This window comes from Streptomyces sp. NPDC014734 (assembly GCF_043083325.1).
GTDB lineage: Bacteria > Actinomycetota > Actinomycetes > Streptomycetales > Streptomycetaceae > Streptomyces.
Genome location: NZ_JBIBYN010000006.1, coordinates 17,269 through 29,695, shown reverse-complemented (window position 1 = coordinate 29,695; position 12,427 = coordinate 17,269). Strand labels below are relative to the sequence as shown.

Genomic DNA, 12,427 nt, shown 5'->3' with positions numbered 1-12,427 from the left:
ATCAGACCGCCCTCATCAGCAGGGTCGCGGCGATGACGATCGCCGTACCGCCGAACATCGAGACCGCGTAGGAGCGGGCGTAGCCGTTCTGCAGCTTGCGCAGTCGGCCGGAGAGCCCGCCCATCGTGGCGGCCGTGCCGTTGACGACCCCGTCGACCAGGGTGTGATCGACGTACACCAGGGAGCGGGTGAGGTGTTCGCCGCCGCGGACCAGGACCACGTGGTTGAAGTCGTCCTGGAGGAGGTCGCGGCGGGCGGCCCGGGTGAGCAGCGAGCCGCGCGGGGCGGTGACCGGAACGGGCTTGCGTCCGTACATCGCCCAGGCGATGGCGACCCCGACGACGAGGACCACCATGGTGGCGGCCGTGACGGTGGTGGCGCTGACCGGGGCGTGTCCGTGGCTGTGTCCGGTGACCGGCTCCAGCCAGTTCAGGAAGCGGTCGCCGACGGAGAAGAGGCCGCCCGCGAAGACCGAGCCGAAGGCCAGGATGATCATGGGGATGGTCATCGACTTCGGGGACTCGTGCGGGTGCGGCTCGTTGCCGTCCGCGTCGGGCTGCCAGCGCTTCTCGCCGAAGAAGGTCATCAGCATCACCCGCGTCATGTAGAACGCGGTGATCGCGGCGCCCAGCAGGGCGACCGAGCCGAGGATCCAGCCCTCGGTGCCGCCCTTGGCGAAGGCAGCCTCGATGATCTTGTCCTTGGAGAAGAAGCCGGACAGGCCGGGGAAGCCGATGATGGCCAGATAGCCGAGGCCGAAGGTGATGAAGGTGACCGGCATGTACTTCCTGAGGCCGCCGTACTTCCGCATGTCGACCTCGTCGTTCATGCCGTGCATGACCGAACCGGCGCCGAGGAAGAGCCCGGCCTTGAAGAAGCCGTGCGTCACCAGGTGCATGATCGCGAAGACGTAGCCGATCGGGCCCAGCCCGGCGGCGAGGATCATGTAGCCGATCTGCGACATCGTCGACCCGGCGAGTGCCTTCTTGATGTCGTCCTTCGCGCAACCGACGATCGCACCGAACAGGAGCGTGACCGCGCCGACGATCACCACGACCAGTTGCGCGTCCGGCGCGGCGTCGAAGATCGCGCCGGACCGGACGATGAGGTAGACGCCCGCGGTCACCATGGTCGCGGCGTGGATAAGGGCCGAGACCGGGGTCGGGCCCTCCATCGCGTCACCGAGCCAGGACTGCAGCGGAACCTGGGCCGACTTGCCGCAGGCGGCGAGCAGCAGCATCAGGCCGATCGCCGTCAGCTTGCCCTCGCCCGTGTCCCCGGTCGACGCCAGCACCGGCCCGAAGGCGAAGGTGCCGAACGTGGTGAACATCAGCATGATGGCGATCGACAGGCCCATGTCGCCGACCCGGTTGACCAGGAACGCCTTCTTCGCGGCGGTGGCCGCGCTCGGCTTGTGCTGCCAGAAGCCGATCAGCAGGTACGACGCCAGTCCGACGCCTTCCCAGCCCGCGTACAGCAACAGGTAGTTGTCGGCGAGGACCAGCAGCAGCATCGCCGCGAGGAACAGGTTCAGATAGCCGAAGAAGCGGCGACGGCGTTCGTCGTGCTCCATGTAGCCGATCGAGTAGATGTGGATCAGGGTGCCCACGCCGGTGATCAGCAGCACGAACGTCATCGACAACTGGTCGAGCTGGAAGGCCACGTCGGCCCGGAATCCCTCGACCGGGACCCAGCTGAACAGCTTCTGGTGCAGCGCCCGGTCGTCCGCGCCCCGCCCCAGCATGTCGAGGAAGAGCACCGCACCGACGACGAACGACGCGGCGGCGAGCAGGGTGCCGATCCAGTGTCCGGAGCGGTCGAGCCGTCGGCCACCGCAGAGCAGGACCGCCGCTCCGAGCATTGGCGCCGCGACGAGCAGCGCAATCAGGTTCTCCACGATTCAACGTCCCCTTACAGCTTCATCAGGCCGGCGTCGTCGACCGAGGCCGAGTGGCGGGAACGGAACACCGACACGATGATCGCGAGCCCCACCACGACCTCCGCGGCGGCGACGACCATCGTGAAGAACGCGATGATCTGGCCGTCGAGGTTGCCGTGCATCCGGGAGAAGGTCACGAACGCGAGGTTGCAGGCGTTGAGCATCAGCTCCACGCACATGAACAGGACGATCGCGTTCCGCCGGATCAGCACCCCGGCCGCGCCGATGGTGAACAACAGGGCCGCGAGATAGAGGTAGTTGACCGGATTCACTTGGCGACCTCCTCTTCTTCGTTGTCGCGGCCGAGCCGCTCCTCGGAGCGCTGCTCCAGCGCCCGGAGCTGCTCCAGGGCTTCGCCCGACACGTCACGGACCTGGCCGCGTTCGCGCAGCGTCGGCATGACGGTGAGCTCGGACGGGGTGCCGTCCGGGAGCAGACCGGGGATGTCCACCGCGTTGTGCCGGGCGTAGACGCCGGGGGCGGGCAGCGGCGGCAACTGGCTGCCGCGCACCCGCGCCTCGGACAACTCCCGCTGGGTGCGGGAGCGTTCGGTGCGCTCGCGGTGGGTGAGCACCATCGCGCCGACCGTCGCGGTGATCAGCAGGGCGCCGGTGATCTCGAAGGCGAAGACGTACTTGGTGAAGATGAGGCTCGCCAGCCCCTCGACGTTCCCGCCGTGCTGGGCGTTGGCGACGCCGAGCCCGTTGAAGCTGTTCAGCGAGGCGTTGCCGATGCCCGCGATCAGCAGGACGCCGAAGCCGAGACCGCAGCCCGCGGCCAGCCAGCGCTGGCCCCTGAGGGTCTCCTTCAGCGAGTCGGCGGCCGTGACGCCGACGAGCATGACGACGAAGAGGAACAGCATCATGATCGCGCCGGTGTAGACGACGATCTGGACGATGCCGAGGAAGTAGGCGCCGTTGGCCAGATAGAACACCGCCAGGACGATCATGGTCCCGGCGAGGCTCAGCGCGCTGTGCACGGCTCTTTTCATCAGGACGGTGGACAGCGCGCCGAGTACGGCGACGATGCCCAGGATCCAGAACTGGACGGCCTCCCCGGTCGAGGTCTGGGAGGCCGCCGCGGCCAGGGCGGTCATGCGCCCACCCCCTGCGCCGGACCGTTGTTCTCGTGGCGCTCGTGCGTGTCGTCCGACGGCTTCTCGCCCTTGGAGACGGCTACCTGACGCTCCGTACCGGGCGCGGCCTCGGTGACCAGACCCCGGTAGTAGTCCTGTTCGTCCATCCCGGGGTAGATCGCGTGCGGGGAGTCGACCATGCCCTCCTCCAGGCCCGCGAGCAGCTCGTCCTTGGTGTAGATGAGGCTCTCGCGGGTGGTGTTGGCGAGCTCGAACTCGTTGGTCATCGTGAGCGCCCGGGTCGGGCACGCCTCGATGCACAGTCCGCACAGGATGCAGCGGGCGTAGTTGATCTGGTAGACGCGACCGTAGCGCTCACCCGGGGAGTAGCGCTCCTCGTCGGTGTTGTCCGCGCCCTCCACGTAGATGGCGTCCGCCGGACAGGCCCAGGCGCACAGCTCGCAGCCGACGCACTTCTCCAGCCCGTCCGGGTGACGGTTGAGCTGATGCCGGCCGTGGAAGCGCGGCGCCGTCACCTTCTGCGTTTCCGGATACTGCTCCGTCAGACGCTTCTTGAACATGGCCTTGAAGGTCACGCCGAAGCCGGCGACGGGGTTCTGGAACTTCTCTCCTGAGGGCTCCTTCGACTCAGACACCGTCAGCCTCCTTTCCGTCACTCGAATTTCCGTCACTCACCGTGTCCGACCCGCCACTGACAACGAGTTGTCGCTCGCCCCGCGGCCTGCGGCGCGGCACCGGCGGCAGGGTCTGTCCGGGCAGTGGCGGCACCGGGAACCCGCCCGCCATCGGATCGAACTCCGGCTCCGGACCCGCCGCCTCCGCTTCTGCCCGGCCCTTCTTGTCGCGGAAGACGTCAACGACGAAGGAGAGCAGCAGGATCGCGATCACGGCCCCGGCCACGTACAGGACGATCCGGGAGAAGTCGTAGCCCTCGTTGCTCAGCGCCCGCACGGTGGCGACCATCATCAGCCAGACCACGGAGACCGGGATCAGGACCTTCCAGCCGAGCTTCATCAGCTGGTCGTAGCGGACGCGGGGAAGCGTGCCGCGCAGCCAGATGAAGAAGAACAGCAGCAACTGGACCTTGAGGACGAACCAGAGCATCGGCCACCAGCCGTGGTTCGCGCCCTCCCAGAAGGTGCTGATCGGCCAGGGGGCCCGCCAGCCGCCCAGGAACAGGGTGGTGGCGACCGCGGAGACGGTCACCATGTTCACGTACTCGGCGAGCATGAACATCGCGAACTTGATCGACGAGTACTCGGTGTTGAACCCGCCGACCAGGTCGCCCTCGGACTCCGGCATGTCGAACGGGGCCCGGTTGGTCTCCCCGACCATCGTGACGATGTAGATGATGAAGGACACCGGCAGCAGCAGGATGAACCAGCGGTCCTGCTGCGCCTCCACGATCTGCGACGTCGACATCGACCCGGAGTAGAGGAAGACCGAGGCGAACGCGGCACCCATCGCGATCTCGTAGCTGATCATCTGGGCGCAGGAGCGCAGCCCGCCCAGGAGCGGGTACGTCGACCCGGACGACCAGCCCGCCAGCACGATGCCGTAGATCCCGACCGAGGCCACCGCGAGGATGTACAGCATCGCGATCGGCAGGTCGGTGAGCTGCATCGTCGTCCGGTGCCCGAAGATCGAGACCTCGTTGCCGGACGGGCCGAACGGGATCACGGCGATCGCCATGAACGCCGGGATGGCGGCGACGATCGGCGCGAGCACGTACACGACCTTGTCGGCGCGCTTGACGACGAGGTCTTCCTTCAGCATCAGCTTCACGCCGTCGGCGAGCGACTGGAGCATGCCCCAGGGCCCGTTCCGGTTGGGGCCGATGCGCAGCTGCATCCAGGCGACGACCTTGCGCTCCCACACGATGGAGAACAGCACGGTCACCATCAGGAACGCGAAGCAGAACACCGCCTTGATGACCACCAGCCACCACGGGTCGGTGCCGAACATCGACAGGTCCTCGGCGGCGAGCACGGCATCGCGCGGTGCCGCGGCCAGTTGAGCGAAGGCTGTCACGCCCCCACCTCCGGTGTGATGTCGTCAGTGCCCGGTGCTACGGGGCCGATCCGGACCAGGCCGCCGGGCCGGGCGCCGGTGTCGGCCGGGACGCCCCGCCCGACGGAGTTCAGCGGCACCCAGACCACCCGGTCCGGCATGTCGGTGATCTTCAACGGGAGTTCGACGGCGCCCGCCGGGCCGGTGACGGCCAGCAGGTCGCCGTCCTTGACGCCGGTCTCGGCGGCGGTGGCGGCGGACAGCCGGGCGACCGCGGCGTGCCGGGTGCCGGCCAGCGCGTCGTCGCCCTCCTGGAGCCGCCCCAGGTCGAGCAGCATCCGGTGCCCGGCCAGGACCGCCTCGCCGTCGCCCGGCCGGGGCAGCGGCTGCGCCGGCTCGTTCGGGTCGTCGGCGTGCGCGCCGGTCCAGCCGCCGAGCCTGTCGAGTTCGCGGCGCACGGACCTCAGGTCCGGCAGTGCGAAACGGGCGGGCCCGTCGGCGTCGGTGGCACCGGCCAGCGCGTCGGCGAGCATGTGCAGCACCCGCGCGTCGGTCGGGGCGAGCGTCCGGGTCATCTGCTCGGGCTTCAGCGCCGCCTCGAACATCCGGGCCCGGCCCTCCCAGTTGAGGAAGGTCCCGGACTTCTCGGCCGCCGCGGCGACCGGCAGGACCACGTCGGCCCGCTCGGTGACCTCGCTGGGCCGCAGCTCCAGCGAGACCAGGAATCCGACCCGGTCCAGGGCCTCCAGGGCCCGCGCCGGGTCCGGCAGATCGGCCGGCTCGACCCCGGCGACGAGCAGTGCGCCGAGTTCGCCGGTGGCCGCCGCCTCCAGGATCTGGCCGGTGTCGCGGCCGAAGCGGGAGGGGAGTTCGGCGATGCCCCAGACGGACGCCACCTCGTCCCTGGCCCGCGGGTCGGTCGCCGGACGGCCGCCGGGCAGCAGCGACGGGAGCGCGCCCGCCTCCACCGCGCCGCGCTCTCCGGCCCGGCGCGGGATCCACACCAGCGCCGCCCCGGTCGCGGTCGCCGTCCGCACCGCGGCGGTCAGCCCGCCCGGTACGGAGGCCAGCCGCTCGCCGACCACGATCACGGAGCCGTCGCCGCGCAGCGCCTCGGCCGCCGCGGCGCCGTCGCCGTCGAGTCCGACGCCGCCCGCGATGGCGTCCAGCCACTCGGTCTCGGTGCCGGGGGCGGCGGGAAGCAGGGTGCCGCCCGCCTTCGTGAGGCCGCGGGTGGCGTGCGAGGCGATGGCGTAGGTGCGCTGTCCGTGCTTGCGGTTGGCCTTGCGCAGCCGCAGGAAGACGCCGGGCGCCTCCTCCTCGGACTCGAACCCGGCCAGCAGCACCGTCGGGGCCTTCTCCAACGAGGTGTAGGTGACACCCGATCCGTCCAGGTCCCTTCCGCGCCCGGCGACGCGGGCGGCAAGGAAGTCGGCCTCCTCACCGCTGTGCGCGCGGGCCCGGAAGTCGACGTCGTTGGTGTCCAGCACGACCCGGGCGAACTTGCCGTACGCGTACGCGTCCTCGACGGTCAGCCGACCGCCGGCCAGGACGCCGGCCCGGCCGCGCGCGGCGGCGAGTCCGGTGGCCGCGGCGGCCAGGGCCTCGGGCCAGCTCGCCGGTTCCAGAACGCCGTCCGCGTTCCGCACCAGCGGCGTGGTCAGCCGGTCGCGCTGCTGCGCGTAGCGGAACGCGAAGCGGCCCTTGTCGCAGATCCACTCCTCGTTGACCTCGGGGTCGTCGGCGGCGAGCCGCCGCATGACCTTGCCGCGCCGGTGGTCGGTGCGGGTGGCGCAGCCGCCCGCGCAGTGCTCGCACACCGACGGCGACGACACCAGGTCGAAGGGGCGGGAGCGGAACCGGTACGCGGCCGAGGTGAGTGCCCCGACCGGGCAGATCTGGATGGTGTTCCCGGAGAAGTACGACTCGAACGGGTCGCCCTCGCCGGTGCCGACCTGCTGGAGCGCGCCGCGCTCGATCAGCTCGATCATCGGGTCGCCCGCCACCTGGTTGGAGAACCGGGTGCAGCGCGCGCAGAGCACACAGCGCTCGCGGTCCAGCAGTACCTGGGCGGAGATCGGTACGGGCTTCTCGTAGGTCCGCTTCTTCCCGTCGAAGCGGGAGTCGGCGCCGCCGTGCGACATCGCCTGGTTCTGCAGCGGGCACTCGCCGCCCTTGTCGCAGACCGGGCAGTCCAGCGGGTGGTTGATGAGCAGCAGCTCCATCACACCCTTCTGGGCCTTCTCGGCGACGGGCGAGCTGAGCTGCGACTTGACGACCATGCCGTCGGTGCAGGTGATGGTGCAGGACGCCATCGGCTTGCGCTGGCCCTCGACCTCGACGATGCACTGGCGGCAGGCGCCGGCCGGGTCGAGGAGCGGGTGGTCGCAGAAGCGCGGGATCTCGATGCCGAGGAGTTCGGCGGCCCGGATGACCAGGGTGCCCTTGGGCACGCTGATCTCGATGCCGTCGATGGTCAGCGTGACGAGGTCCTCGGGCGGGACGGCCGCCTCGCCTCCTCCGGAGGGCGCACTCGTGGTGACGGTCATGCGTTCACCCCCTGGTGAGCGTTCTTGTCGTCGGCCCAGGCGGTCGACCTGGCGGGATCGAAGGGGCAGCCCCTGCCCGTGATGTGCTGCTCGTACTCCGCGCGGAAGTACTTCAGCGAGGAGAAGATCGGTGAGGCGGCGCCGTCGCCGAGGGCGCAGAAGGACTTGCCGTTGATGTTGTCGGCGATGTCGTTCAGCTTGTCGAGGTCGGCCATCTCCCCCTTGCCGGCCTCGATGTCGCGGAGGAGCTGGACGAGCCAGTACGTGCCCTCGCGGCAGGGGGTGCACTTGCCGCAGGACTCGTGGGCGTAGAACTCGGTCCAGCGGGTGACGGCGCGCACGACGCAGGTGGTCTCGTCGAAGCACTGGAGCGCCTTGGTGCCGAGCATGGATCCGGCGGCGCCGACGCCCTCGTAGTCGAGCGGGACGTCGAGGTGTTCGTCGGTGAACATCGGGGTGGAGGAGCCGCCCGGGGTCCAGAACTTCAGCCGGTGCCCGGGGCGCATGCCGCCGCTCATGTCGAGCAGTTGGCGCAGCGTGATGCCGAGCGGGGCCTCGTACTGGCCGGGGCTCGCGACGTGTCCGCTGAGCGAGTACAGCGTGAAGCCCGGGGACTTCTCGCTGCCCATGGACGTGAACCAGTCCTTGCCCTTGTTCAGGATCGCGGGAACCGAGGCGATGGACTCGACGTTGTTCACCACGGTGGGGCAGGCGTACAGACCGGCGACCGCGGGGAAGGGGGGGCGCAGCCGGGGCTGGCCGCGTCGCCCTTCGAGCGAGTCGAGCAGTGCGGTCTCCTCACCGCAGATGTACGCGCCCGCGCCCGCGTGCACGGTGAGTTCCACGTCGAGCCCGGAGCCCAGGATGTTCGTGCCGAGCAGGCCCGCCTCGTACGCCTCGCGCACTGCCTCGTGCAGCCGTCGCAGCACGGGGACGACCTCGCCGCGCAGGTAGATGAAGGCGTGCGCGGAGCGGATCGCGTAGCAGGCGATCACGATGCCCTCGACGAGGGAGTGCGGGTTGGCGAAGAGGAGCGGGATGTCCTTGCAGGTCCCGGGCTCCGACTCGTCGGCGTTGACGACGAGGTAGTGCGGTTTGCCGTCGCCCTGCGGGATGAACTGCCACTTCATCCCGGTGGGGAAGCCGGCGCCGCCGCGTCCGCGCAGACCGGATGCCTTGACGTAGGCGATGAGGTCGTCCGGGGCCATGGCGAGAGCCTTGCGCAGGCCCTCGTACCCGCCGTGGCGGCGGTAGGTGTCCAGGGTCCAGGAGCGCGGTTCGTCCCAGAACGCGGAGAGGACGGGGGCGAGCAGCTTCTCGGGGTCGCCCCCGTTGCCGCCGCCGTTGTCGCCGATCTCGGTGGTCAACGTCATCACGCTCCCTCCTCGGCTGCGGGGCCCGCCGGGTGGTCCGGGTCGGAGGCGGAGGTCCGCTGCGGTGCGTCGTGGGAGCTGAGGTGCTCGGACGGCGACGGGTCGTGCGGCTGCTCCCCGCGCGGGTTCGCGCCGCGCGGGGCGACGACGCGCGGGTGCGGTTCCTCGCCCTTGGCGAGCCGGAGGCCGACCAGCGAGGCGGGGCCCGCGCCGCCGGAGGCCTCGACGGCGCCGGGGCGTTCGTCGGGGAAGCCGGCCAGGATGCGGGCGGTCTCCTTGTACGTGCACAGCGGGGCGCCGCGGGTAGGTTCGACGGTGCGTCCGGCGATCAGGTCGTCGACCAGGCGGGTCGCGCTCTCGGGCGTCTGGTTGTCGAAGAACTCCCAGTTGACCATCACCACGGGGGCGAAGTCGCAGGCGGCGTTGCACTCGATGTGTTCGAGGGTGATCTTCCCGTCCTCGGTCGTCTCGTCGTTGCCGACGCCGAGGTGCTCCTTGAGCCGGTCGAAGATCGCGTCGCCGCCCATCACCGCGCACAGGGTGTTGGTGCAGACGCCGACCTGGTAGTCACCGCTCGGCCCGCGCCGGTACATGGTGTAGAAGGTGGCGACGGCGGTGACCTCGGCGGTGGTGAGGTCGAGCATGTCGGCGCAGAACGCCATGCCGGTGCGGGAGACGAAGCCCTCCTCGGCCTGCACCAGGTGCAGCAGCGGCAGCAGTGCGGACCGGCTGCCGGGGTAGCGGGCGATCACCTCCTTCGCGTCCGCTTCGAGCCTGGCTCGCACCTCGGCCGGGTAGGCGGGGGCGGGGAGCTGCGGCATCCCCAGACTGACTTCCTGTCGTGCTTCGGTCACCGGTCGACGCCTCCCATCACGGGGTCGATGGACGCGACGGCGACGATGACGTCGGCGACCTGGCCGCCCTCGCACATCGCCGCCATGGCCTGGAGGTTGGTGAAGGACGGGTCGCGGAAGTGGACCCGGTAGGGGCGGGTGCCGCCGTCGGAGACGACGTGCACGCCGAGCTCGCCCTTGGGCGATTCGACGGCGGTGTACACCTGGCCGGGCGGGACCCGGAACCCCTCGGTCACCAGCTTGAAGTGGTGGATCAGGGCCTCCATCGAGGTGCCCATGATCTTCTTGATGTGGTCGAGCGAGTTGCCGAGCCCGTCCGGGCCGAGCGCGAGCTGCGCGGGCCAGGCGATCTTCTTGTCGGCGACCATCACCGGGCCGGGGGCGAGCCGGTCGATGCACTGCTCGATGATCCGCAGCGACTGGCGCATCTCCTCCAGCCGGACGAGGAATCGGCCGTAGGCGTCGCAGCTGTCGGCGGTGGGGACGTCGAACTCGTAGTTCTCGTATCCGCAGTAGGGGTCCGTCTTGCGCAGGTCGTGCGGGAGTCCGGCGGAGCGCAGGATCGGCCCGGTGGCGCCCAGCGCCACGCAGCCGGTCAGGTCGAGGTAGCCGACGTCCTGCATGCGGGCCTTGAAGATGGGGTTGCCGGTGGCGAGCTTGTCGTACTCCGGCAGGTTCTTCTTCATGGTCTTCACGAACGCGCGCAGCTGGTCGATCGCGCCGGGCGGCAGGTCCTGGGCGAGTCCGCCGGGCCGGACGAACGCGTGGTTCATCCGCAGGCCGGTGATCAGCTCGAACAGGTCGAGGACGAGTTCGCGGTCACGGAACCCGTAGATCATGATCGTGGTGGCGCCGAGCTCCATGCCTCCGGTGGCGATGCACACCAGGTGCGAGGAGAGCCGGTTCAGTTCCATCAGGAGCACGCGCAGGACGGTGGCCCGGTCGGGGATCTGGTCCTCGATGCCGAGGAGCTTCTCGACGCCGAGGCAGTACGCCGTCTCGTTGAAGAACGGCGTCAGGTAGTCCATGCGCGTCACGAAGGTGGTGCCCTGGGTCCAGCTCCGGTATTCGAGGTTCTTCTCGATGCCGGTGTGGAGGTAGCCGATGCCGCAGCGGGCCTCGGTGACGGTCTCGCCGTCGATCTCCAGGATCAGCCGCAGCACCCCGTGCGTGGACGGGTGCTGGGGGCCCATGTTGACGATGATGCGCTCGTCGTCTGACGTGACCGCGGACTCGACGACCTCGTCCCAGTCGCCGCCGGTGACTGTATATACAGTCCCCTCGGTCGTGGCGCGAGGTGTTGCAGGGGGAGTGGTCATCAGGAGTACGACCTCCGCTGGTCCGGAGCCGGGATCTGGGCGCCCTTGTACTCGACGGCGATGCCGCCGAGCGGGTAGTCCTTGCGCTGCGGGAAGCCCTGCCAGTCGTCCGGCATCATGATCCGGGTGAGGGCGGGGTGACCGTCGAAGACGAGCCCGAAGAAGTCGTATGCCTCGCGCTCGTGCCAGTCGTTGGTCGGGTAGACCGCGACGAGCGACGGAAGGTGCGGATCGTCGTCCGGGGCCGACACCTCCAGGCGGATCAGCCTGCCGTGGGTGAGCGAGCGCAGGTGGTAGACCGCGTGCAGCTCGCGGCCCTTGTCGCCGGGGAAGTGGACCGCGCTGACCCCGGTGCAGAGCTCGAAGCGCAGGGCCGGGTCGTCGCGCAGCGTCCGGGCCACCCGGACCAGGTGCTCGCGGGCGATGTGGAAGGTGAGCTCGCCGCGGTCGACGACGGTCTTCTCGATGGCGTTCCCGGGGAGCAGGTCCTGTTCCTCCAGGGCCCCCTCCAGCTCGTCGGCCACCTCGTCGAACCAGCCGCCGTACGGGCGGGACGTGGCGCCGGGCAGGGCCACGGTGCGGACGAGGCCGCCGTAGCCGGAGGTGTCGCCGCCGTTGTCGGCGCCGAACATGCCCCTGCGTACGCCGATGACCTCGCCGCCCTCGTCGCGCGGCGCGGGCAGGCCGTTGTCGCCCTGCGCGTCGTGGACGTGGTTCTCGCTCATCGCAGCAGCCCCTTCATCTCGATCAGGGGCAGGGCCTTGAGCGCGGCCTGCTCCGCCTCGCGGGCGGCCTCCTCCGCGTTGACCCCGAGCTTGGTGTTCTGGATCTTCTGGTGGAGCTTGAGGATCGCGTCCATCAGCATCTCGGGCCGCGGCGGGCAGCCCGGCAAATAAATATCAACCGGGACAATATGATCGACACCCTGAACAATGGCGTAGTTATTGAACATCCCGCCCGATGAGGCGCAAACCCCCATGGAGATCACCCACTTGGGGTTGGGCATCTGGTCGTAGACCTGCCGCAGGACGGGCGCCATCTTCTGGCTGACCCGCCCCGCCACGATCATCAGATCCGCCTGGCGCGGCGATCCGCGGAAGACCTCCATCCCGAAACGGGCAAGGTCGTAGCGCCCCGCACCGGTCGTCATCATCTCGATGGCGCAGCAGGCGAGGCCGAACGTGGCCGGGAAGACGGAGGATTTCCGTACCCAGCCGGCGGCCTGCTCGACGGTGGTCAGCACGAAGCCGCTGGGCAGCTTCTCTTCGAGTCCCATGGTGTGCCCCT

The 12,427-nt window shown here is 69.7% G+C and carries 11 protein-coding genes; all 11 read right to left on the bottom strand.

The window, feature by feature from the left end:
- Position 1 precedes the first annotated feature (1 nt).
- From nuoL to ACF1CT_RS12100, 11 genes are read right to left on the bottom strand one after another with little or no spacing between them, the layout of a single operon-like run.
- Positions 2–1,897 (bottom strand): NADH-quinone oxidoreductase subunit L, encoded by a 1,896-nt coding sequence (nuoL, locus tag ACF1CT_RS12150; RefSeq protein WP_391783731.1) that lies wholly within the window; start codon positions 1,895–1,897, stop codon positions 2–4.
- Between the two features lie 14 nt (positions 1,898–1,911).
- Positions 1,912–2,211 carry an NADH-quinone oxidoreductase subunit NuoK gene (gene nuoK, locus ACF1CT_RS12145; protein ID WP_376237093.1) on the bottom strand — a complete coding sequence of 100 codons (300 nt, stop codon included), beginning with the start codon at positions 2,209–2,211 and terminating at the stop codon, positions 1,912–1,914.
- The gene (locus ACF1CT_RS12140) at positions 2,208–3,035 is read right to left on the bottom strand and encodes an NADH-quinone oxidoreductase subunit J (RefSeq protein ID WP_391783730.1); all 828 of its coding nucleotides are present in this window, start codon (positions 3,033–3,035) and stop codon (positions 2,208–2,210) included. The genes nuoK and ACF1CT_RS12140 overlap by 4 nt, the downstream gene beginning before the upstream one ends.
- The gene (nuoI, locus tag ACF1CT_RS12135; RefSeq protein ID WP_391783729.1) at positions 3,032–3,670 is read right to left on the bottom strand and encodes an NADH-quinone oxidoreductase subunit NuoI; all 639 of its coding nucleotides are present in this window, start codon (positions 3,668–3,670) and stop codon (positions 3,032–3,034) included. The genes ACF1CT_RS12140 and nuoI overlap by 4 nt, the downstream gene beginning before the upstream one ends.
- The gene (gene nuoH, locus ACF1CT_RS12130) at positions 3,663–5,066 is read right to left on the bottom strand and encodes an NADH-quinone oxidoreductase subunit NuoH (protein WP_391783728.1); all 1,404 of its coding nucleotides are present in this window, start codon (positions 5,064–5,066) and stop codon (positions 3,663–3,665) included. The genes nuoI and nuoH overlap by 8 nt, the downstream gene beginning before the upstream one ends.
- Entirely contained in the window at positions 5,063–7,594 is a 2,532-nt protein-coding gene (locus tag ACF1CT_RS12125) for an NADH-quinone oxidoreductase subunit G (protein WP_391783727.1), read from the bottom strand. Before ACF1CT_RS12125 ends, nuoH begins: the two co-directional genes overlap by 4 nt.
- Positions 7,591–8,967 carry an NADH-quinone oxidoreductase subunit NuoF gene (nuoF, locus tag ACF1CT_RS12120; RefSeq protein ID WP_391783726.1) on the bottom strand — a complete coding sequence of 459 codons (1,377 nt, stop codon included), beginning with the start codon at positions 8,965–8,967 and terminating at the stop codon, positions 7,591–7,593. The genes ACF1CT_RS12125 and nuoF overlap by 4 nt, the downstream gene beginning before the upstream one ends.
- Positions 8,967–9,788, bottom strand: coding sequence for an NADH-quinone oxidoreductase subunit NuoE (gene nuoE / locus ACF1CT_RS12115; protein ID WP_391783964.1), 822 nt, complete (start codon positions 9,786–9,788; stop codon positions 8,967–8,969). The genes nuoF and nuoE overlap by 1 nt, the downstream gene beginning before the upstream one ends.
- A gap of 29 nt (positions 9,789–9,817) precedes the next feature.
- A complete protein-coding gene (locus ACF1CT_RS12110) occupies positions 9,818–11,140 on the bottom strand; it encodes an NADH-quinone oxidoreductase subunit D (protein WP_391783725.1) in 1,323 nt (440 codons plus the stop codon).
- Positions 11,140–11,865 (bottom strand): NADH-quinone oxidoreductase subunit C, encoded by a 726-nt coding sequence (locus tag ACF1CT_RS12105; RefSeq protein WP_391783724.1) that lies wholly within the window; start codon positions 11,863–11,865, stop codon positions 11,140–11,142. Before ACF1CT_RS12105 ends, ACF1CT_RS12110 begins: the two co-directional genes overlap by 1 nt.
- Positions 11,862–12,416 (bottom strand): NuoB/complex I 20 kDa subunit family protein, encoded by a 555-nt coding sequence (locus ACF1CT_RS12100; RefSeq protein ID WP_376237069.1) that lies wholly within the window; start codon positions 12,414–12,416, stop codon positions 11,862–11,864. Before ACF1CT_RS12100 ends, ACF1CT_RS12105 begins: the two co-directional genes overlap by 4 nt.
- Between the last annotated feature and the right edge of the window lie 11 nt (positions 12,417–12,427).